At 42.8% G+C, this 23,597-nt stretch carries 20 protein-coding genes; 7 read left to right on the top strand and 13 right to left on the bottom strand.

Translation table 11 applies throughout. The features are described 5' to 3' along the window. The first annotated feature begins 5 nt into the window (after positions 1-5). The 6 genes from purH (at position 6) to U5K72_06825 (ending at position 7,166) form a co-directional block, all read left to right on the top strand. On the top strand, positions 6-1,580 hold the full coding sequence (purH, locus tag U5K72_06850; protein MDZ7718518.1) for a bifunctional phosphoribosylaminoimidazolecarboxamide formyltransferase/IMP cyclohydrolase: 1,575 nt from the start codon (positions 6-8) through the stop codon (positions 1,578-1,580). A gap of 101 nt (positions 1,581-1,681) precedes the next feature. Continuing rightward, positions 1,682-2,746 carry a rod shape-determining protein gene (locus U5K72_06845; protein ID MDZ7718517.1) on the top strand — a complete coding sequence of 355 codons (1,065 nt, stop codon included), beginning with the start codon at positions 1,682-1,684 and terminating at the stop codon, positions 2,744-2,746. 18 nt (positions 2,747-2,764) lie between these two features. After that, the gene (mreC, locus tag U5K72_06840) at positions 2,765-3,592 is read left to right on the top strand and encodes a rod shape-determining protein MreC (GenBank protein ID MDZ7718516.1); all 828 of its coding nucleotides are present in this window, start codon (positions 2,765-2,767) and stop codon (positions 3,590-3,592) included. Between the two features lie 20 nt (positions 3,593-3,612). Next, positions 3,613-4,065: a rod shape-determining protein MreD gene (mreD, locus tag U5K72_06835; protein ID MDZ7718515.1), complete on the top strand. Its 453-nt coding sequence runs from the start codon at positions 3,613-3,615 to the stop codon at positions 4,063-4,065. A gap of 18 nt (positions 4,066-4,083) precedes the next feature. Further along, entirely contained in the window at positions 4,084-5,916 is a 1,833-nt protein-coding gene (gene mrdA / locus U5K72_06830) for a penicillin-binding protein 2 (GenBank protein ID MDZ7718514.1), read from the top strand. Then, positions 5,916-7,166 (top strand): FtsW/RodA/SpoVE family cell cycle protein, encoded by a 1,251-nt coding sequence (locus tag U5K72_06825; GenBank protein MDZ7718513.1) that lies wholly within the window; start codon positions 5,916-5,918, stop codon positions 7,164-7,166. The genes mrdA and U5K72_06825 overlap by 1 nt, the downstream gene beginning before the upstream one ends. 15 nt (positions 7,167-7,181) lie before the next feature. Here U5K72_06825 and U5K72_06820 read toward each other — a convergent pair whose 3' ends face one another. Beyond that, positions 7,182-7,805, bottom strand: coding sequence for a ribonuclease HII (locus U5K72_06820; GenBank protein ID MDZ7718512.1), 624 nt, complete (start codon positions 7,803-7,805; stop codon positions 7,182-7,184). Between the two features lie 195 nt (positions 7,806-8,000). Between U5K72_06820 and U5K72_06815 the strand changes: the two genes are divergently transcribed. Further along, on the top strand, positions 8,001-9,110 hold the full coding sequence (locus U5K72_06815; GenBank protein ID MDZ7718511.1) for a hypothetical protein: 1,110 nt from the start codon (positions 8,001-8,003) through the stop codon (positions 9,108-9,110). A gap of 287 nt (positions 9,111-9,397) precedes the next feature. Here U5K72_06815 and U5K72_06810 read toward each other — a convergent pair whose 3' ends face one another. The 12 genes from U5K72_06810 to U5K72_06755 form a co-directional block, all read right to left on the bottom strand. Next, positions 9,398-9,955, bottom strand: a complete 558-nt coding sequence (locus tag U5K72_06810) for an OmpH family outer membrane protein (protein ID MDZ7718510.1) — start codon at positions 9,953-9,955, stop codon at positions 9,398-9,400. Positions 9,956-9,972: 17 nt separating this feature from the next. Further along, complete coding sequence (locus U5K72_06805) at positions 9,973-10,494, bottom strand: OmpH family outer membrane protein (GenBank protein MDZ7718509.1); 522 nt, start codon at positions 10,492-10,494, stop codon at positions 9,973-9,975. A 43-nt stretch (positions 10,495-10,537) separates the two neighbouring features. Further along, entirely contained in the window at positions 10,538-11,077 is a 540-nt protein-coding gene (locus U5K72_06800; protein ID MDZ7718508.1) for an OmpH family outer membrane protein, read from the bottom strand. 1 nt (position 11,078) lies between these two features. Continuing rightward, on the bottom strand, positions 11,079-13,589 hold the full coding sequence (gene bamA / locus U5K72_06795; GenBank protein MDZ7718507.1) for an outer membrane protein assembly factor BamA: 2,511 nt from the start codon (positions 13,587-13,589) through the stop codon (positions 11,079-11,081). A 23-nt stretch (positions 13,590-13,612) separates the two neighbouring features. Then, positions 13,613-14,446, bottom strand: coding sequence for an isoprenyl transferase (locus U5K72_06790; GenBank protein MDZ7718506.1), 834 nt, complete (start codon positions 14,444-14,446; stop codon positions 13,613-13,615). 63 nt (positions 14,447-14,509) lie between these two features. Beyond that, a complete protein-coding gene (gene ribH / locus U5K72_06785; protein ID MDZ7718505.1) occupies positions 14,510-14,992 on the bottom strand; it encodes a 6,7-dimethyl-8-ribityllumazine synthase in 483 nt (160 codons plus the stop codon). Between the two features lie 2 nt (positions 14,993-14,994). After that, positions 14,995-15,840, bottom strand: coding sequence for a PHP domain-containing protein (locus U5K72_06780; protein ID MDZ7718504.1), 846 nt, complete (start codon positions 15,838-15,840; stop codon positions 14,995-14,997). Between the two features lie 4 nt (positions 15,841-15,844). Next, positions 15,845-17,497, bottom strand: a complete 1,653-nt coding sequence (locus U5K72_06775) for a S41 family peptidase (protein MDZ7718503.1) — start codon at positions 17,495-17,497, stop codon at positions 15,845-15,847. 9 nt (positions 17,498-17,506) lie between these two features. Then, a complete protein-coding gene (locus U5K72_06770) occupies positions 17,507-19,486 on the bottom strand; it encodes a LysM peptidoglycan-binding domain-containing protein (GenBank protein MDZ7718502.1) in 1,980 nt (659 codons plus the stop codon). Between the two features lie 123 nt (positions 19,487-19,609). Beyond that, on the bottom strand, positions 19,610-21,289 hold the full coding sequence (locus tag U5K72_06765; GenBank protein ID MDZ7718501.1) for an NAD+ synthase: 1,680 nt from the start codon (positions 21,287-21,289) through the stop codon (positions 19,610-19,612). 1 nt (position 21,290) lies between these two features. Beyond that, positions 21,291-22,955: an amidohydrolase gene (locus U5K72_06760; GenBank protein ID MDZ7718500.1), complete on the bottom strand. Its 1,665-nt coding sequence runs from the start codon at positions 22,953-22,955 to the stop codon at positions 21,291-21,293. A 101-nt stretch (positions 22,956-23,056) separates the two neighbouring features. Further along, on the bottom strand, positions 23,057-23,563 hold the full coding sequence (locus U5K72_06755) for an NUDIX domain-containing protein (GenBank protein ID MDZ7718499.1): 507 nt from the start codon (positions 23,561-23,563) through the stop codon (positions 23,057-23,059). Positions 23,564-23,597 lie beyond the last annotated feature (34 nt).

The following is a 23,597-nucleotide window of genomic DNA, read 5'->3' as shown; positions in this document are numbered from 1 at the left end:
GAACAGTGTCTCTTAAACCTCTCTCTTCTCTACCTCAAAATCCTCTCAAAATAAAACGTGCTTTACTTTCCGTATCAGATAAAACAGGCATTACCGAACTGGCCGAAATACTTCACAGTGCCGGTGTAGAAATTGTAAGTACGGGCGGAACAGCCAAAGCAATTCGTAAAGCAGAAATTCCTGTAACGGATGTGAGCGAAATCACAGGATTCGCAGAATGCCTTGATGGCCGGGTAAAAACCCTGCATCCAAAAATTCACGGCGGAATCCTGGCACGAACAAGTTATCAGCCCGATATCGATGAAATTGAAGAACTGGAGATTTCACCTTTTGAACTTGTGGTTGTAAATCTGTACCCGTTCAAAGATGTTGTAAAAAATGTGGATATAAATGCAGCTACTGCAACTGAAAATATCGATATCGGCGGACCCACAATGGTTCGTGCTGCAGCTAAAAACTTTGCTCATGTCTGTATTTTAACGGATCCTTCTCAATACATCGAATTCCAGGACGAGTTACATTCAGATAATAAAATTAGTTATGCCTCCCGCTTGAGATTTGCAAGAAAAGCATTTGAGCATACTGCTGATTATGATGCAGCTATCAGTCAATATTTCAACAATCTGGACGATCAGGAACTACCGGAGCAGCTCAACATTTCGCTGCCAAAACACGCCGTACTTCGGTATGGTGAAAATCCACATCAAAAAGCGTCTGTATATGGAAAGCAGGATCAGTTCATCGATTGCTTCCATGGAAAAGAGCTTAGCTACAACAACTATCTTGATATAGACAGTGCGCTGCGAACCATGGGCGATTTTAAAGATGAAGATCCCACAGTGGCAATATTCAAGCATACAGTGCCTTGTGGAATTTCTACAAAATCGAATTTAAACGAAGCGTATAAACGAGCTTTTGCTACGGATACCGTTTCTCCATTTGGCGGAATTGTAATTACAAACCGCCCTCTGGATATGGAAACAGCTACATCAATCGATTCTATTTTTACAGAAATTATACTGGCTCCTGAATATGAAGACGGTGTTATCGAGTTTCTAAAACAGAAAAAAAATCGCCGACTGATTAAAATTTTAAATTTTCCAGACCACAATAATGAGTACTCAGCGCGATCTATTGTAGGTGGTGCACTTTATCAACAGTTCGACAATAAAATAATCACCGCCGATGATCTGCAAGTGGTTACCGACCGGAAACCAACGGACAAAGAACTATCTGACATGCTTTTTGGATGGAAAGTTGTGAAGCACGTAAAATCGAACGCTATTGTGTATACAAAAGATCAGTCTACATGCGGTATCGGAACCGGGCAGACCAGCCGTGTTGAAAGCTCTGTAATTGCCGTTCGAAAGGCGATGAATGAGGATCTTTCTCTGAAAGGAAGTGCAATTGCATCCGATGCGTTTTTCCCATTTGCTGATGGTGTGATTGCCGCAGCACAATCGGGGGCTACAGCCGTTATTCAGCCCGGCGGAAGTGTAAGAGATCAGGAAGTAATCGAGGCTGCAAATAAGTACAAGATGACGATGGTATTTACCGGAATACGGCATTTTAAACACTAAAAAAATCGATTATTTTCTAAAACAAATGTTCGCAACTGCATCGCTAAAAATGTATTTTTGTGATGCCCTGAATTCAAAATTTTGCAATGGAAACCAGCCAAATGTCGAAGACTTACAGAAAATCTAAACCCCGAAGTAAAAAAGGACAAAAGAAAAACGGGCTCTTCGATTTTCTTTATACCGATATTGCAATTGACCTCGGCACAGCCAATACACTTGTTTATGCAAGAGGGCAAGGTATAGTTCTGAACGAACCCTCTATCGTAGCTCTGAATAACAGAAATGAACCGGTTGCAACGGGACACGAAGCCCGCCTTATGCATGAAAAAACGCATGGTAATATCAGAACTGTGCGTCCTCTCAGAGACGGTGTTATTGCGGATTTTGAGGTAGCCGAGCAACTGATCCGCGACATGATTCAGAAAGTAAAGATGAAATGGTATTCCACTACACGACAAATGGTTGTTTGTGTACCAAGCGGTATTACCGAGGTGGAACGCCGTGCTGTACGAGACAGTGCCGAACATGCTGGGGCTAAAGAGGTTTATCTTGTGGATGAACCGATGGCAGCGGCAATAGGAATTGGGTTAGATGTTCACGAACCGGTTGGTAATATGATTGTGGATATCGGTGGTGGAACTACAGAAATTGCAGTTATTGCATTATCCGGAATTGTACATGCTCAGTCGGTTCGGCTTGGGGGTGATGAACTGAACGATGATATTGTTAACTATTTTCGAAGAAATCATAATTTATTGATAGGAGAGCGTACCTCCGAAAAAATTAAGTGTGAGATTGGCTCAGCCGCTCCTTTAGATGAAGAACTTGAGATGATTACCAAAGGACGTGATCTTGTAAACGGTGTTCCCAGAACCCGCCAGGTAACTTCAAAAGATGTAAGAGAAGCAATTTCAGAATCTGTAAATACCATTGTTGAATCCATAACTAAATCACTTGAGCAAACACCTCCCGAACTATCTGCTGATATACTGGATCGTGGGATTATGCTCACCGGCGGGGGTGCCCTGCTGAAGAATCTCGACAAATTAATTATGGAGACAACAGATCTCCCCGTACATATTGCTGAGGATCCACTCACCGCCGTTGTACGAGGAACCGGGGAAATTCTCGAAGATCTCGATTTTTACAGAACTGTAATTACGTAAAACTCTCCATACATGTGAATGCGACAATTAGCGGATGTTAAAGATTACATCATTACAGCAGTAATCCTGCTGCTCGCCATCACCCTGATGGTAAACCGCCATGAAGGAGGTCTCCAAAATCTTCGTAAAGCCTCCATCACCGTCCTCAGCTATCTTGAACAACCGCTTTCCAATTTTCGGATTTACAGACAAGCCATATCCACAAATACATATCTGCACAGGCAAAATATTCTACTGCAGGATGAACTGAATAGATTACGGTCAGTTGAAGAACAAAATCGGGTTTTGAGAGATCTCTTGAATCTGCGGGAGGAAAGTGATCTCCCGCTAATTCCAGTACGTGTAGTTGCCAAGGATTTGATAAGTATTAACAGTTCAATCACAGTCAGTGCCGGTACGGATGAAGGCGTTAAGGTTGGAATGCCGGTGATAAATTCAGACGGTTTGATCGGACAGGTGATCATTGTGTCAAAAGATTACTCGCAAGTGTTACCCTATTCCAACTCCATGTTTCGGGTCAGTGCTCAAATTGAAGAAAACCGGGCCTACGGAATTGTATCCTGGCCGGCAAGATCAACCCGTGAGTTACTCTTGAGATTTATCCCGGAAACCGTTCAAGTAGATACGGGGCAGACCGTCTACACCTCGGGATACAGCAATCAGTTTCCATCAGGTATTCCCATCGGAAGGGTAACTAAAACCGAATCGGGTTCAGGTATTGAAACTCAAACGATATATCTTGAAGCATTTGCCGACCTTTCGAGGGTGGCAGAAGCGTTTATCATTGAATTTGAACCCGATACCACCATTCAGAACCTCAATGAAGCACAGGAGGATCTGTTTTGATATTATCCCAAAACGTACGGTTGATTTTAATCGGACTTGGAATTGTTGGTATTCAAACGGTTTTACTGCGGCATTTCGAAATATTTGGCTCCGAAGCCGACCTGGTACTGATTTTTATCTTGTGGATATGCGCAAAAAAACCTAAAACAAATGCTCTCTTATTTGCCGCCTTATTGGGATTTTTGCAGGATGCACTTACCGATTTATGGGGGATTCATATGTTTTCAAAAACATTACTGGTTTTTATACTACACGGATACCTCAATCGTATTTCAAAGAGCGGGTTTATCTTTTGGCAGGTATTTCTTTTGATTTTGACCTCAGCCATTATTCACAATCTGATTTTTTACGGTGTCAGCCTGTTTTCGGGGCTTTACTCAACCACAGGCGTTTTATGGAGTTTCTTGCTGGTAAGTTCGGTTTTTACTGCAACCCTGGGAAGTTTCCTCTATCTCGTAAGAGATGATTTATAAGTTGATGTAGTTATGTCCATGCACAAACAAGCAGATCGGGTTCGCACTTCGGGCAGAGTTCTTCGCGCTGTTCTTATTATCAGTCTGCTCATTCTCCTGGGGCGAATATTTCAGCTTCAGATTATTGAGTATGAAACGTATACACCGCTCAGCATGCAGAATTCTCTGAGGATGGAAGTCGTAAACCCGGCCCGTGGTTTAATCTATGATAAAAACGGTACGATTCTCGTTGAAAATCAACCTATCTATTCCATAACTATTACACCTTCGAGATTTGATGAACAAAAAATTCCGCTTTTAGCAAAACTGTTGCAGGTTGAAGAGGAGTTGGTTGAAGAACGAATTACCAAAGCCCAGCAATACTCCTGGCATCGAACATCAAGACTTTTTACCGAGGTATCTTTTGATACATTTTCTGCCATCCAGGAAAATCTCTGGCGGCTTCCGGGCATAGGCCACCAGATTGAAAGTAAACGTCATTATCCCACCGATGTAAAAGCATCTCATGTTATGGGCTACCTGCGAGAAGCCACTCGTGAGGAGTACCTGGCGTCTGACAATATCTTGTTGGGAGATAAAATCGGTAAAAGTGGCCTTGAAATGATCTACGATAATTATCTGCGTGGTGAGGCAGGCACTGAATATATACGCGTTAATGCATTCGGACAGGAACTCGGATCTTACGAAGAGGGCATGCTGGATATTCCTCCTCAAAAAGGATCTGATCTTATCACATCACTGGATGCCGAACTACAGCTACTTTCTGAAGAACTGATGGTGAATAAACGCGGCGGTATCGTGGCAATCGACCCGCAAACGGGCGGCGTTTTAAGCATGGTCAGCACTCCTCAATATGATTTATCGAAACTGGCGGGCCGCATGGATTCTGAATATTGGCAAAAGATTAATGCGCATCCGCATACCCCGCTTTATAATCGGGCAATCTCATCCCGACAGCCGCCAGGCTCAACTTTTAAACCATTTATGGGATTAGTTGGCATGGAACTTGGGCTGATCACTCCACAAACTGAAATCTATAATCCGGGATATTATACCCGGGGCAGACGATATGGTGATCTGGCTGATCCGGGCAATTACAATCTCGAAAAAGCGATCACGTATTCAAGTAACACTTTTTTCTTTTGGATGATGGATAGAATTGCCGGACGGGGTATGCTGAACAGTTGGTCGGAATTGATTAAGGATTTCGGAATCGGACCTAAAAATAATATCGATTTGCCATTCGAAGTTTCGGGGATTATACCGGACAGCACCTATATGAATGAACGATTCGGTGACCGGTACTGGGGCGTTGGTGACCTGATGAGTCTTGGAATTGGACAGGGAATGGTCTCTGCCTCTCCCCTTCAAATGGCGGTAGCTGCATCTACAATAGCTAACGGCGGATATCGAGTTCAGCCACATATTGTCAGCGCCATCAAAGATCAGAATGGTGAGTTTCAGTACACAAATCCGGTATTTGAAAAGATTGAATGGCTGAAGCCCAATCAGCTTGAAGTTGTAAAAAAGGGTATGAGAGGCGTGGTTAGCACCGGTGGCGGACGATATTACGCAAATTTACCCGATATTGAAGTTGCGGGTAAAACAGGCACCTCTCAGAATCCATATGGAGAGGATCATGGCTGGTTTATTGCCTTCGCACCGATGGATAACCCTCAAATAGCAGTGGCTGTTTTGATTGAAAATGCGGGATATGGCTCTATTTCTGCCGCACCTATAGCTTCGCTCATCATTGAAAAATATTTAACCCGGGAGCTTAACCGGCAGCGAGTGGTTGATTATGTGATGGACTTTAAATCAAAAGACACTCAAACTGCGGAGGCCAACTGATGTTTAATTCAAAAGAGTTTAGTTGGTCGGTAATTGCTATTTGGGTGGGTATTTTTTCGATTGGATTAGCCGCTATTTATAGCGCAACTCAGGGTCCCGTATCACAATTTTTACCGGAATACATTCAAAACAATTTCTTTAAGCAGGCAATTTGGATAGGATTATCCATTGTAGTGTTAATTGGCATACAGTTCGTTTCACCCCGAACCTTCCAGGGAGGAGCATACCTGTTTTATGCCTTTTGTATTTTTTTAATGATCATAACACTCTTTTTCGGAGTTGAAGTAAGCGGGTCCAGGAGCTGGCTTCGAATCGGATCGTTTAATTTGCAAGTAGGTGAAATCACAAAAATTGCTACCATTCTTGCAGCTGCAAACTATCTGACCAGCCGCCGGGACATTTCTGCTGAAAATTTAAAAACTGCACTTACAACAGTAGGTTTCTTCTTGCTCCCGGTTATTCTCCTACTACTACAGAACGAAGCTGGAATAGCGATCGTGTACCTGGCTATTCTACCTGTCGTTCTATTCTGGTCGGGTCTGCCTCACGGCATTTCTCTTTTAATGATTGCACCTGCACTTATCGGCTACTTTACCATATTAGATTGGATGTGGGGAGCCATTATGGTTGGAATAGTGACTATAGGAATTTTTCTTTTACAGCGAAGAAACTGGCTCACATTTACCTCTCTTGCAATGGGTATTTTAATTGTTATCGGAACAGAAGTTGCTTTAGAACAAGTTCTTCAGCCTCATCAAAGGGCCAGGATTGAGTCTTTTGCCAATCCAACCCTTGATCCCCTCGGGGCAGGATGGAACGTTTTACAGGCAAAAACAGCGATCGGATCGGGCGGACTTTATGGCAAAGGATTTCTGGAGGGAACCCAAACTCAGCTTCGATTTTTGCCTGAACAGTGGACCGATTTTATCTTCTGTGTTATAGGCGAAGAGTTTGGTTTTATAGGTGCATCGATTGTTATAGTCTTGTTCAGTCTCCTGTTATTGAAAATGCTTTCGATGGCAATAAATCATAAACATCCATTTGCGCAGTTAGTTATTGTAAGTGTAACATTCCTTTTTTTCGCACACTTTATCATCAATATCGGGAGTGCTACGGCTCTGCTGCCAATCATTGGAATTCCATTGCCCTTTATGAGCTATGGAGGATCTGCATTTCTGACCAATTCCATCATGTTGGCAATTTGTCTGAATCTGGATGCAAATAAACGATCGTTCAGTATCTACAGGTAGTAAATGTAGTTATCGTCAACTTTTCGACTCCTGATATATCTTCTCAGTTCTTAACTTAAAACTCCGCCTGTGGTGCCTGGTATAACCATGGTTTTTTAACCCCTCAAAATGTTCTTTGGTCGGGTAGCCCACATTTGTTTTCCATCCAAAGCAGGGATACTCATCGTGCAATTTTCTCATAAGCTGATCACGATGGACTTTGGCTAAAATAGATGCCGCCGCAATAGATACGGATTTATCATCTCCTTTTATGATACAACTATGTGGAATCACAGAAGATGTAAAACGATTTCCATCCACCAGCAAATAATCTGGATTAGCTTCCTCAACCTCTGAGCAACGAATCATGGCACGAATGGAGGCTTTTAAAATATTGATCTCATCGATTTCCCGGGCCGAACACTGCTGAACGGTCCAAAAAAGTGCCTTGGCTTTAATCTCTTCAACCAACCGAACTCTTGTGGGCTCATCAATTGATTTGCTATCCGCAACATCTTCGCTGAGTTTTGATGAAGGTTCTAAAATTACACCGGCCGCAACCACAGGACCGCACAGACACCCTCGCCCCACTTCATCCAATCCCATAACTCGTTTATATCCTTCTGCCCAAAGTTTCGTTTCAAACTGGTATCGATCCATTAAACTTATGCTTCAAATTCCATTCAACAATGATTACTATTCTTAGGCGTCGCACAACAAATCAACATGCAATGATTTGGCCTCAAAAGAAGTTATAGGCTATGTGTTTGGTGTTTGATGAACTTTCAAGGACACTGTTTCCATAACCGCACAACGCGTTTATAAGATAAATAAAATCGACAGCAGAAATCAGATATGCATTTCATCTATTCAGAATGGGACGATCGTTTTAATCGATCCGGAAAATCGCCTTTTGAAACTCTTTGGGACCTTTTCCAGGAACTGTTAACTATTTCCGGCGGTGATGTTTCGCAAGCTCTCCGTTGGCTCAACCAGGTAGACGAAGAGTACGAAATTACCGACCAGTTTGAGGACGGGTATGGCATCGGAGATTTTATAGATGAGATGAAAGAGCGAGGATATATCCGGTTTGATGAAGAGGAGTCGGTTATGATGCCTACGTCTAAGACAGACCGGAGTATTCGCCAAAAAGCTCTTGAAGAGATCTTTAATCAACTAAAGAAAGGCGGAGAAGGACAACACAAAACCAACTTTACCGGGAAAGGCCTGGAACGGCAACCCGAAACCCGACCCTGGAAAGCAGGTGATGATACTGCTCATATCGATAGTACCGGCACAATGATGAACATGCTGAAGCACAGCTCTCTCGATAAATTCCAATTGAGGGAGGACGATCTTCAGGTGTACGATACTGATCACTATACATCCGTTTCTACGGTTCTTCTGATTGATGTTAGCCATTCTATGATTTTGTATGGTGAGGATCGCATTACTCCAGCCAAGAAAGTAGCTATGGCACTCTCTGAACTGATCATGAATAATTACGCAAAAGATTCGCTGGATATCGTGGCGTTTGGAAATGAAGCCTGGGACATTGAAGTAAAAGACCTGCCATATTTGAAAGTTGGACCGTATCACACAAATACTTTGCAGGGGTTACAAAAAGCGAGACATATTCTGCAGCGAAAGAAGTTTTCGAACAAGCAGATTTTTATGATTACAGATGGAAAACCATCTTGTATGATTGAGAATGGCAGAATATATAAAAACAGCTTTGGCCTGGATCGAAAAATCATCAACAAAGTGCTGGATGAAGCTGTAGTTTGCAGAAGAGAACAGATCGACATCACAACATTCATGATTGCCAGAGATCCCTATCTTCAAAATTTTGTAAGGGAACTTACTGAAGCAAATAAGGGAAGAGCCTACTATTCATCACTCAATAAATTGGGTGGGTATATTTTTGAAGATTATATCAAAAATCGAAGAAAAAGAGTGCAGTAAAACTCTCGCCAAAAGAACCTGACAGAGTCTGGAGCGAAGCGGAAAACCTGTGAGAGTTCGACTCTCTTAGGGTATCAGCATCTGCTACACTTCTTTCATTCAATTCTTTCAATGAACACGCAACTGCCAGGACATCACTTTCGTTCAGACTCTGGCAGGTTGCTTACCACTTTTAGATATAGCGAATAAAAAAAGACGACCTGATATTCAGACCGCCTTTTCAAATCATTTTAAAAATGGATGGCGCAAGCGTCTCGCTTGTGCTGCTAATCATTCAAAAAATCTTATTAGATACCAAGATTCTGCATAACGGCATCAGTAATGTCGTACTCAGACTCAACATCAGGAGAGACATATAGGATAATCACATCACCTGTAGAGGTAGTCGTATTGAGCACATAATCCAAGCCGCGCTCAGAAGCTACTGTGTCAATTGCTCCCTGAATTTGCTGTAGCAACGGTGCCATTAATTCTGAGCGTCGTTGCTCTATCTCTTGTTGAGCCTGGGATTGCATCTGCCTGAATTCCTGGTCCAGCTCTGTCAGGCGTTGCTCTTCAGTCTGACGTGCCTCTTCAGAAATAACACCTACTTTCTGCTGGTACAATTCAATCTCTGATTGAAGTTGCTGTTGTCTTTCGGCAAGTTCTGTTTGTTTTCTTTCGGCCAAATTCTGGATTCTTTGTCGAACAGCACTCATCTCGGGCATTCGTTGCAATACAGCCCTGGGATCAACAAAGCCAATTTCCATGTCACCTTCAGCTACCTGAGCCTCGGCCGTTGGTACAGCCATCAGTGCTGTAAGAATAAGAAGCGTTGCGATAGATAGTATATTTAATTTTTTCATGATACGATTTGATCGAATTAGTTTTGAGTAAGTTTGTCAATTACTTGTTGAGTGATGTCCGGAGCTCTTTCTGAGGTATAGTAGACTATGGGGTCGCCCATATTTGAAGATTTGTTAAGAACATAATCATATCCCATCTCCTCAGAAACTTCAGCCATGGCTTCTTCTACCCGCATTAAAAGCGGATTAAAAAGCTCCGTCTGTCTTTGTTGAATTTGTTGCTGAATTCTTTGCTGAAAACTGTTAAGCTCTTGCTGTAATTCATTAAGCCTCTCTTCTTCTTCGGCTTGTTCTTCCTGGCTTAAATTACCGGCTTCAGCTTGTTCAGAATATTCAGTCATCTGGTCAATCCAATCCTGATAACGTTGTTGAAACGTATTTTGGCGTTCCTGGATATAGCTTTCAAGTTCGGCCTGAACTTCAGCACTTTCCGGCATTGCATCCAAAACGGAATCAGGATTCATAACCGCAACTCTTAACTGAGCCGAGACCGCAAGCGGCACCAGCAAAAGTAAACATGTAATAGATAGTCTTTTCATAAAGGTTGTTTTTTTAAAGCTCCAAAATTAATACTTATATCGTTCAATTTCCTGTTTCATTAATCCCTAATTCTAACATCACATCTTCCGTTAGGTTCCATTCTTCCTGGGTGATGAGAAAGCGGGAATCTTCGGCTCTGTCGAATACAAAATCATACGAATCCCGTTCAGCTACCCGTGTTAACGCATCAAAAATTAATCTTTGTATAGGCTCAAGCAATTCTTTTTGACGGGTGTAATATTCACCCTGCGGACCAAATTTTTCCTCAATATATTGATCCAGTTCATTTTTTCTTTGTTCGATTTCGTTGAGCCGTTCCTGCCGAATCTCTTCGGTAAAGAGTATTTCCCGTGCTTCAAACTCACGCTCAAGCTCAGCAATTTCCTCTTCCATTTCATCAATTTCCTGCTGCCAGTTTTCTGAAATAAGATTCAATCGTTGCTCAATCCCGGAATATTCCGGCATCTGTTGCATGATGACATCCGAATCTATAAACCCGATTTTTTGATCTTGCCCATCTGCAACATCAACCAGTAAAAACAGAACGATGAAAATCGAATATGTGCATCTTTTGCACAACATTTTAAAACGGTGCTCCGATGTTAAACAAGAACTCCCATTCGCCTGCCTGCAATCCCGGCCCATCTGTTGACGCCGGTGTTCCATCGAGGCGGTAACCATAACTCAAGTCAACCAATCCTAATATTGGCAGATAAATCCTGGCACCAAAACCTACAGCACGCTTCACGTTGAACGGATCAAATTTATTTAAAGTATTGAATGTGTTACCAGCATCCATAAATATATAGGGAATCAATTGGATCTGCTCTGAACTTACAGCCGGGTAACGAAGCTCCATCGTATATTTATTAAATACACGACCACCAATTTGGTTTTGATTTTCATCAACGGGAGAAATCACACCGTCAAATCCGCCGGGATAACCCCGCATATCAATATTATCATTCAGGAAGTTTTGGCGCTGCTGGATTTGTGTACCCCCCAGGTAAAATCGCTGGAAGTTGCTGCGGTTATTATCACTAAAATAGCCCATATAACCGTAATCAACAGTTCCGCTTAATACCAGTTTATCTACAATATTGTAATGATGCTGATACCCTGATTTTATTTTATAAAACTGGGCAAATCCCGGAACCGGCAGAGCAACCTCGCCAGAAATACTGAACTCTGATCCGGCACTTGGTGAAATCGGATTATTCAATGAATTTCTTGAGAGAACACTTCGGAGTGTTAAAATATCAGCCTGGCCATCCTCAAAAATACCACTGAATCCAAGAACGTTAAATCGATTATATGTAAGAATCAGCCGTCTTGAGAAGTAATCATCCGGCCAATCCAATTGCTTGCCTAAACTTACGCTGGCAGTGAAAAGCTCATTTTTTCTATCAGGCTGATCCAAACTGGTAAACCGCCGTGTATTATAATTCAGGAAGTTGTACGACATGCTTACACCCAACGAGGTTGGTTTACCCTGAAGCCACGGCTCCGTAAAGCTAAAGCTGTAACTTTGGTAACCCCGACCGGTAACCTGAACACCCAGTGACAGCTTCTGGCCATCACCGGAAGGAATTGGACTCCAGCCGCCGGGTTCAAACATACGTCCCACTGAAAAGTTATTGAAATTGACACGAGCTGATAAAATCACCCCGATCTGGCGCCCCCCAAATCCACCGGAAAACTCGAAATTATCCGTTCCCTGCGATTCATCCAATTGATAAGAAATATCAACCGTACTCTCTTCACGATTCGGGTTAATATCAGGTGTAATTCCTTCTTGTGTAAAGTAGCCGAGTTGGCTTAACTCTCGAACGGTTCTTATAATCGCTGACCGGCTGTAAGTGTTTCCCGGTATTGTACGAAGAGTACGGCGCACAACATCATCATGAGTTTTTGTATTTCCGCTGAAAGAGACTCGGCGAATGGTGGCAATCTCATCCTCAATAATCTCAAACGTAACATCCAGAGAATCTCCCTGAACAATTTCGATATTTGGATTTACCTGGAAAAACAGGTAACCAATGTTGTTATAGAGACTTGTAATATCCGTCTCATCCTGGCTGAATTCAAGATTATTGTAAAATCTTGTTTCATTAAATACATCTCCTTTTTGAAACTGGAAAAAATTTGTGAGCTGTTCATCAGTGTAAACAGTGTTGCCTTCCCAATCAATATTTCGGATTCTGTATTGAGGTCCTTCATCGAGTAGAATATCAAAATAAACCCCTTCTTTACTTCTCCAATCATCTACATACACAGAATCCTGAAGTACCCTAACATCTCTGTGCCCATTGTCACGGTAAAATTGCAGAACATTGTCAATTCCCGTTTCATATTCTTCCTGAGTATAAACGTGCCGCTTAAATATTCTCCACCAGCGATCTTGTTTGATGGTATCGAACTCTTTCCGCAGTTTTCGATCATCGAACTGTTCGTTTCCTTCAAAATTGATCTCACGTACTTTGACCCGCTCTCCGGCATCAATTTCAAAAACAAGTCTCAGCCGGTTCCGTCCGTCATCGGACAGCTCTTCTCGTATATTAATCTCTGTTCCCCAATATCCTTCCTCTCTGAAAAAACGGCGAATAGTTATAAGCGCCTGTTCACGAACAGAATTGGTTACCGCAAAACCTCGCAATAAATTTAGCTTTTCCCGAAGGTCGCGTCGATGTGATCGTTTTACACCCGTAATCTCGTAACGTTCGAGCCGGGGCTCCTCCTGAACTTCAATATTTATAATAACCTCGTTTGTACCCACCCTTTCATGGCTGATCTGTACGTCCGAAAAAATTCCTGTTCTGTAAATCTGGCGAATTGCAGAGGAAATCTGTTCCCCCGGAATTTGAATAGACTCCCCAATTTCGAGTCCGCTGCTATTCATTAAATAGCTTTCACGGGCTGTTATCAATCCGGAAAGGGTAATGTCCCGAATTTGATAGTTTCTCGGTGTAATGGTCGTTGGATCCTGTATCTCAATCGAAGTCGAATCACTGTCTTGCGCAACAACAGATTGATTTATAGAAAAAGATAAAAACAGTAAAAATATTAAATAGAAGAAGTGCTTGGAATTGAACACGTAATGCAATATTACCTTCAGTTTTATGATCTAATTTGGTTTATAACTGATGCGGACATGTTTTTGTTATGTCCGTTTTTGACTTTCCCGTATCTTCGATCACGTTTTTGAAATGAAAATATTGCCTGATAAAGTTCATCTCGTCTAAAATCGGGCCAGTATGTTTCTGTAATATACAGTTCTGAGTAGGCCAGTTGCCACAACAGAAAATTACTGATTCTGAACTCTCCACTTGTTCGGATGATAAGATCGGGATCAGGAACGGTTGCAGTTGACAGGAAAGAACCAATTAAATCATCATCAATTTCATCGGGTTTTAAATGACCCTTTTCAACTTCTTCGGCAATATTCTTTACAGCTTCTTTAATATCCCACCGGCCCGAATAGCTCAGCGCCAGGCACAACTGCATACGTCCGTTGTCTGCCGTCAGGTCAATCACTTCCTGCAACTGCCTTTGGCATCTTTTGGGAAGCCGTTCTGTTTGTCCGATGGTTACAAGTTTAATATCATTTTTATTCAAACGTTCAGCCTCGTTCCTGAGAGTCTGAACCAATAATTTCATCAAGCCGTTAATTTCAGCAGGCGGACGATTCCAGTTTTCAGTAGAAAATGCGTATAAAGTCAGATAACCCACCCCAAGCTGAGCACAAGATTCTGTAATATCGCGAACGGACTCAACCCCGGCTTTGTGACCAAACAGGCGGATATTTCCTTTTTTCTGTGCCCAACGGCCATTCCCATCCATGATAACTGCAATATGTTCGGGTATGGCACCAGAAGATTTTAAACGCTCCTGAAGCTTTTTATCCTCGTCTGTTTGTTTATTATCTGTAAGTGATAAAGGTTTTAAAGACATTATTATGGTTTTCTTTCCAACTCTCTATATTAGAGGTATTCTCATCATATTTCAAGGTGTTTTTTACCCTGATGCGCTTTCAATTGATCGCTCAATTGTCAGCATTTCACATAGTGCAAGTGCAGCTTCGGCACCTTTGTTTCCCTTCTCTTCGCTGGCTCGTTCCCTGGCCTGTTCAACGGTGTCTGTGGTTAATACACCGAAAGTTACCGGTTTACCTGATGAAAGGTTCAAATCGGTAATTCCTCTGGTCACAGCATCGCATACATAATCAAAATGGGGTGTTCCACCACGGATAACGGCCCCGATTGCTACCACTCCATCGGAGTCCAGATGTTCCAAACACCACTTGCAGGTAATCGGAATTTCGAATGATCCGGGACACCTTATGGATGTAATATTAGAGTCCTGAATTCCTTTTGCCTGCAACGCCCGGATTGCAGCTTCCAGCATCTCATCTGTTACAAATGAATTCCAACGTGCAGCCACTACAGCCACTTTTATGTCAGACCAGTTGATATCTTTCTTTTGTTCTAATACAGTCATATTTATTGAACGATCATATTTTTACGAGATCTTGCTGACCTCTTCAGAGCTTCTACAAATTGCAGGCTTATAGTTACAACGCCCAGATAGGGATCATATTCCGATTTACCCGTACCGTGAAAATCACTGCCGCCCGTAATTAACAGCTTGTTCGATTTTGCCAGATCCAAAAATATTTTCTGAACCTTGTAACTATGGCTGGGATGTATACATTCTATCCCGTCAAACGGATGCTTCAGCAGATCTTTCATCTCATTTTTAGTGTACATTGGGCCGGGATGTGCAACAGAAACTACTCCACCGGCATCATGCACAGTAGTTAGAACATCTTCCAGCACCGCATAATCTGTTTTTATCTGTTTAACCTTATCTGTAGAAAGATAACGGATAAACGCCTCAGATACCGAAGCAACATAGCCTTTATTTATAAGTACAGATGCAGCATGTGGACGGCCGATATTTCCGGGATGAGATTCCGCACGAACTTCATCATAGTCAATATCTATACCTTCTCTTTTTAAAACGTCCACTATCGCCCTCATGCGCTTTCGGCGGGCCTGTTTTTGATTGGCAATGAGCCTCAGGAAATCACCATTTTCTTCATCAAAACCGTAAGCCAAAACGTGAATCTCGCGCTCATTCCACACCGTTGAGATCTCCACACCCGGAATCAGTTCAATCTCTTTATCAGAGGCAAATTCTTTAGCATCAAGATACCCGCTTATGGTATCGTGATCGGTGATGGCAATTACCTCAAGATTTTTTTGGGATACTTTCTTGATAAGATCCTCGGGCGAAAGATCACCATCAGACGCATTGGTATGGATATGTAAGTCAGCTTTTCCCAAATTACTATGGTCTCAACTCAGTACGATACTGATATGGATTATCAAGAAAATCCAATGATATATTTACAAGTTCATCCAGCTCCAGCACAGCTTTAATTCTCTGCTCATCTTCCATGGTTTGAGAAATCCACTCCTCTTTCAATTTCCTGTCGATCATCTCTTCATTCTGATAGATTTGTGAAATTTTATAATCCCTCAATAAAGCATTTAATTCATCTACATTTTCCCTGGCAGATTCTTCCTGAGAAAAATTTCCAATATTTGATTCTAATGCAGCTAAATGCTGATCCACAGGCATCTCGTATGTAAATCCATCTTCTATTAAATATGTTGTAAACTGGCTGAACAGATCCGATGGAATATCCTGTTGAGCTGAATCACCGGATTTGGCAAGCAGATCGTTCACAAAAAAGAAATAGCGATTGTTTTTTTGGAGCGCAAGATCGAGCATAGAGGAGGGATCATCCTGGAACTCAATATCCGGTTTGATGCCGTTTCCATCGTACACCACCCGGCCATTTTTTGTTTTAAACGCGCGTCGCAAAGAATCGGGAACAGATCTGTTGTTATCCTCTGAACCTGAGTGAAGATAATCCACAGACTGTATACTGCGCCCGCTGGGAATGTAATATTTTGATACCGTGATTTTTAACGAAGTATTGTACGAAAGCGGTCGAACTGTTTGTACCAAGCCTTTTCCAAAACTGGTTTCGCCTGCGATTAGTGCCCGGTCCAGATCTTGCAGGGCACCGGCAACAACTTCCGAAGCACTGGCACTTCCATTATTGATGAGCACCACAAGTGGTAGTTCTTCGAACATAGCGGGCTCCTGGGAAACGAGTGTACTGTTGTGAGATTCCAGGCGGCCGCGAGTCTCTACCACCGTAACTCCGGGCTCAATAAATTTATCCACCAGTGAAACTGCTTCGTTCAGAAGTCCCCCCGGATTATTTCTCAGATCGAGAATCAATCCCTCAAACGAACCCGAATTCTTCATTTCAAGAAGTGTTTGCCGAATCTCCTCAGAGGTTCCCTGGCCAAAGCGTACCAATTGTATATATCCAAAATTCTGATCCTCTCCGATTTTTGCAGCATATCGGATGTTTTTAACTTCAATGCGTTCACGAGTCAGCGTAAAATCCATCTCCTGTTCAAAACCCGGGCGCTGAATTTTTAGATTAATTTCTGACCCTATATCCCCAACCGTTAATTGTTGCACTTCTTCGGGGGTTAAGTCTACAACTCTCACACCATCAATCTCTTTAATAATATCACCCGGCCTTAAACCCGCTCGCTGGGCAGGATACCCGTCAAGCGGTGCTATTATTACAATCTGATCTCCCCGATATCCTGCATCAATCCCGATACCGCCATAGGACCCTGACGACAAAATCTCCATCTGCCGCTGTTCTCCTTCATCAATATAAACGGTGTAGGGGTCAAGAGTTTCCAGCATAGAGTTTATGCTCCGCTCCATCAACGTTTCAGGGCTAACATCATCTACATATTGAATAGCTACTTCTTTGTAGACATCACTAAAAATGGTGAGATTTTTTTTGATCTGGAAAAACAGATCGCTTTGATATACAAAGGCCGCACTAAATATTAGAACTGCGGCCAGTAAAATAAATACTATAGCTTTTCGGGCATATTTCATGCACTCAGTTTACCTCTTTGTGATCTTCAGGGTTTGACCGGCATAGATCCGGGAACCGCTCAAATTATTTTGATTTTTGATATCGTTGACTGTTACACCATATCGGTTCGCTATACTTGTTAACGTATCATTCCGACGAACCGTGTATGTGATTGTATCTCCGGAACCGGAAGAATCACCAATCTGAAGATCAAAGATGTTTTCACCGGAGCGCTGTCGCCGTTCAATCTCCTGTTTTTGAGCAAATGCAAGTCCATCAATATTCTGATAATAGCTAACCCGGTTATTCGGTACGTAAATTGTTAACCGTTGACCGACGCGGATAGTATTTCCACTTCCGTTCCAGGATCGGATTTGCCATGCGCGTACATCATACCACTCCGCTACATGCCCGATAGTATCACCACTTTTAACGGTATAAGTTACCCCGGTTGTGTTCGATGGTGCCGAAGCTTTTCGCCGGCTGCTTGATGAGGACGATGTTCCCTGGTTAGACGGACGGGTTGCCGAAATCTGCTCGTCTGAACCGGAAGCAACCGGAACCACAATTGTCTGCCCGGGATGAATCGTGCTGCTCAATCCTTCATTTGTTGCAAAGAGCGAACGGACTGATGTACCGTAACGCTGTGCGATATATCCAAGTGTTTCACCACGGCTAACCGTATGCATAGCTACATCCGTGGTTCGTTCCTCTTGCGGAATTTCCTGGTAAGCAGCTAAGAAATCTTCTTTGATGCCTGTAGGGATTTTTAACGGATATTTACCGCCGGGAGGAGTTGCCCATCGTAAAAGTTCGGGGTTTAGATCTTTTAATTCTTCCACTGAAATACCGGCTGCTTCAGCCAATTTTTCAAGGGGCATCAAGCCATCCACTTCAGCAATTTCATAGGAATAAGCTTCGCGGCCATAATTTCGTTGAAAGCCAAACTCTTCAGGGTTCATAGCGATCATTGTTGTAGCAATAAAGCCGGGAACATATCCCCGGGTCTCACGCGGCAGATAGGGATAAGCCACCCAGTAGTTTTCTTCGCCTCCTGCAGCTCGAATCGCTCTTTTTAATCCTCTCGGGCTGATGTTATAATTCGCCATGGCCAGGTGCCAGTCGCCCCAAACTTCGTAAAGATCTTTCAGATGTCGTGCAGCGGCCCTTGTTGCTTTGATTGGATCTCGCCGTTCATCAATCCACCAGTTCGCTTCAAGTCCGTAAACAGACCCTGTAGCACGAATAAATTGCCACATGCCAACAGCGGCCGCCCAGCTTCGTGCGGTGGGTACCAATCCACTTTCAATCATAGAGAGATGCACCAATTCAGTCGGTACACCTTCCTCTTCGAAGATTCGCTCCATCATTGGAAAATAATATTCTGAACGCTCCAGCCATCGCTCCATCACATCGGGACGTTTTTGAGTGTAGTATATCAAATGCCGGTTTACATGCTGATTTTCTACCAGCGGAACTTCCGTTTTGTTGAAAGTAAGGTTTTCTGGCAATGTGTACCCTTCAGCTATCCAGTCGTTTTTTTCAGAAAACAGTTCTTCGCGGATCGCAAATATCTCACCTTCAGCTCCATTTTTTACCTCTTCAATCCCATAAAACTCACTGTGCTCCGCCATTACAGATCGATACAACTCCGTAAATCGACGATTGTTCTGTACCTCCGGAAAATCATCCATCATAGATTGAATAGCTGCAAACGCTTTGTTTATATAATCTTCAGCCTGAACCAGATCTCCCTGCACCTGTGCGTCAATTGCCAGTACATGCATTTTATAGGCATTAGAAATTCTCCTCAGGATCTCCTTGTCAACTTCAGTTACTTTCTGTGTATCGGTTTCAACCTCCACTTCGTCGCGGCTGTTGGTGAGTGGATTTGTGTAGGGGAGCAATTTAACGGGTACTTCAGCTTCTGCCTCCTCTTGAGCCTGATTTTGTGAGTAAGCTATGTTTCCAATCAGACTAAAAGAGAGAATTAGGAGGAACTGTTTCATGGATATGTGAATATTAGTTAACCGAGTTTAAATTTAATCCTGAAAAGATTGAGTATAAGGATATATCCCTAACAAAAAGTTGAAAAACGAACCAATTGTCAATTCAATTGCAGAGAATTTTCATCATTTATTATTAGCCGTCCATTTCTGAACAATTGGCCATCTACGGCCCATACCAAATGCTTTGGAACTAATTTTTAAAATGGGAGCAGCCTGATTGCGTTTAAACTCATTCGCTTCAACAAGCCGAATGACCTTTTTAACCGTTTTTTCATCATAACCATCATCAATGATATATTGTGCTCCCTCTTGCAGTTCAATATAACGATAAAGTATATCATCCAACACATCATATTCAGGCAGGCTGTCGGTGTCTTTTTGATCCGGCCTGAGTTCAGCACTGGGAGCTTTCGTAATCGTGGCTTCCGGTATCACTTCCTTTTTATAATACTCGTCATTCAACCACCGGGCCATTTCATACACCTGGGTTTTATACAGATCGCCAATCACTGCGAGAGCACCATTCATATCACCATACAGGGTGGCATATCCAACAGCATATTCAGATTTATTACCGGTTGTCATTAAAAAATAGTTGAACTTATTGGCACAGGCCATTAAAAGCAGACCCCGAATTCTACTCTGAATATTTTCCTCAGCCACGCCAAATTCAGTTCCTTTAAAAATTGGTTTAAGCTGATCATTGAATTCATCAAATATGGATTGAATAGGCACTTCATGCAGTTCCATGCCAAGATTTTTTGCCAGTTTTTCTGAATCGGAAATACTCCCCTCACTGGAAAACGTGCTTGGCATAGTTAGTGCTTTCACGTTTTCAGCGCCAAGTGCCTCCGCTGTAATTACACAGGTTAAAGCGGAATCAATTCCCCCGCTTAAGCCAAGAATGGTTTTTTGAGTGATACCCAATTTATGTATGTAATCATACACACCCATTTTTAGTGCCTTAAACATTCGTTCAGGACCTTTTTCAGGGTAGTTGTATACTTTATTATTACTACGGGCCGCAATTCCATTTTCTTCCACATTCCACTCAAGATCGAATTGCCCGGCAAAAAATGCATCACAACCTGCTACAATTTTTCCATCTGTATTAATTGCCATGGAGTCGCCATCAAACAAAACCTCCGTTTGAGCGCCTGTCTGGTTGCAATATAAAACGGGCATATTCATCTTTTTGGCATGATTCTGAAGCATCTCTTTTCGGTTTTCATGCTTCGTTTTAGTAAACGGAGAGGCAGAGATGTTAATAATCATTTGAGCACCGTTTTCTTTTAACAACTGTGCCGGATCAGTTTCATAAGTGTGATACTGAACCTCATTCTCGTTGTACCAGATATCTTCGCAGATGGTCACACCCAGTTTGGCTCCATCGAGTTCCAGGCATTGAAACGTATCGTTCGGCTCGAAATATCTCAGGTCATCAAAAACATCATACGTTGGCAGCAGCGTTTTATGAGTTTTACCTAATAATTCACCTTCTCTGGCCAGAAGTGCAGTGTTGTACATCTGCCTCCCTACACCTTCATTTTTTGTGATACTTCCGAAAAGAAGAGCCGTATTGTTTGTGGCCTGTATGAGATGCTCGTTATGCTCATAAACCGACCGCTGGAACGCTTTGTTCTCCAAAATATCCTGCGCCGGATAACCAATGAGCACCATTTCGGGCAAGATCAGCAGATCAATGCCGTCCGCTTCAGCTCGTTCCAGAGTTTCTAAAATCATGTTGCTGTTGGCCTCAAGAGCACCAACAGTTGGGTTTAACTGCTTAACTCGAATTTTCATACTAATTCTCTTTTTGATAAACTTTTTTTCCGGCTACCCAGGTTTCTAAAACCTCAATCTGCCAGATTTCGGAAGCGGGAACTTCAAAATAGTCACGGTCAATTACAATAAAATCTGCCCATTTACCGGATTCCAGCGTTCCAATCAGATGTTCCTGGTGGGCCGCATAGGCGGCATCGATGGTGAAGGCTCGAAGGGCTTCAATTCTGCTTAAACTCTGTTCGCTGTACCAACCCTCCGGCGGCCTGCCTTCGTGATCTTTCCGCGTGACAGCTGAGTAAAGACCATAAAACGGATTCACATCTTCCACCGGAAAGTCAGATCCGGCTGCAATGACCGTTCCCTGGTCTAAAAATTTCTGCCATGCATACGCTCCCTGAATTCGTTCTGAGCCGATTCGATCCTCCGCCATATTCATATCGCTGGTGGCGTGAGTCGGCTGCATGGATGCAATCAACCCAAGCTCTTTAAATCTTGGAATATCCTCCAACGCAACCACCTGGGCATGCTCAATTCTGTGTCTCATATGACTCTGGTCACCCAGTTCATTTTCGATATACTCAAACCCGTTGAGAACCTGCCGGTTTCCGGCATCCCCAATGGCATGTACATTCATTTGATAGCCTTTGGATGCGCCCTTTAAAAGCATCTGATTCATCTCTTCTTGTGAGTTAAACAGAAGCCCCTGGTTACCGGAATCATCACTGTAATCATCCAGCATTGCAGCACCCCGGCTTCCAAGGGCACCATCTGAATAGAGTTTAACACTTCTCAGCGAAAGTAAATCATTGGAATAACCTTCTATTGGCCCGTTTTCAGAAAGCTGATCGAATGTACTGCCGGTTCCTGAAATCATCGCATAGATGCGGGTTATCAATTCGCCTTTGTCGGCAAATTCTTTATAGCGATTCCATGTCTGAACATCAATACCAGCATCATGTACGGAAGTAATACCGTGTTTCGACATCTCATTCATTGCCAGTTGCAACGCTTCTCGACGATCCTCTTCTGTTCTTTCAGGGATCTCATTTTCGATGAGATTCATAGCCGCATCTATAAATACGCCGGTTGCCTCTCCCCTTTCATTTCGGATGATGCGTCCGCCCCCGGGATTTTCGGTGTCCTGATTAATCCCCGCCAATTCCATCGCTCTGCTGTTTGCCCAACCAGCGTGGCCGTCAATTCGGGTTAAAAATACAGGTCGATCAGAAACAATTTCATCCAGATCTAACGCAGTTGGAAATTCGTTTTCTTCCCAGAGAACCTGGTTCCATCCCCGGCCTGTAATCCATTCGCGATTGGGATGTTCGATTGCAAATTCTTCAATCTTCTGAAGCGTTTCATCCAGCGATTCTATTCCGCCAACATTCACATCCAACTCCTGGATTCCAAGTCCCATCACGTGGGCATGAGCATCAATCAAACCGGGGAGAAGTGTATGTCCATTTCCATTGATCTTCTCAAAGTCAGAATAGTTATTCAAAATCTCCCCTGCATTTCCGGTGGCAACTACTTTTCCATTTTCAACAACCAATGCCTCAAACTGATGAAGTTCACCATCCTGCAATGTATATCCGTTCACATTGTGATAAACGAATCCTGTTTCGGTTTGATTGGAGCAGGCGGAAAGCAAAATTAAACTCGCCAGTAAAAATATGATTCGCATAAATATCTGTAGGCTTTAAAAATAGATTTTAATATAAAGAAAAGGGTAGCGGTCTACCATGGATTATGGGAAATTACTCTCGTCGGTTTGGGGGATAGCATTCACAACGCAAGGTCATCCCCCTGCGCCCCCTTCAAAGGGGGATTTTTTAGATGCCTTACTTCATCAAAAAACTGACCACCGTTTTTGCAGAACTCTTTGATGAATTGTGGTTCGATAGAATAACTCTTGTTTTCATCGAATGGAATAAAATCCAGATCAAGAAGCATCTGTTCATTCGATTCAAGTTCCGGATCTAATCCCTTTTTTAATTCTCCGCCAGTCACATCACATCGAAAATAAAACTCAATGGCGTGATACGGCTCTTCAATAAACTCGTGAATCCAGAGCAACTGTTTTTTCTCTACCTCAAATCCGGTCTCTTCAGAAATTTCCCGATGTAGTGCTTCTTCAAGGCTTTCTCCCAACTCCACGCCCCCGCCCGGCGGCATCCAGATCGGTTCAGAGCGTGTTGGCGAATTGATTTTAGCGAGAAGAATTGACGACTCTTGCACGATGACCGCACAGACTCTGACTCGGACTTTATTTGAGAACTGGGAGTTGGGCAATGCAAAAGATTAAAGATTAGAGAGGGGGAAGATC

The organism is Balneolaceae bacterium, assembly GCA_034521495.1.
In the GTDB taxonomy this organism is placed as follows: Bacteria; Bacteroidota; Rhodothermia; order Balneolales; family Balneolaceae; genus Rhodohalobacter.
The sequence above is the reverse complement of the archived record's forward strand: the minus strand, read 5'-3'. Positions and strand labels throughout refer to the sequence as shown.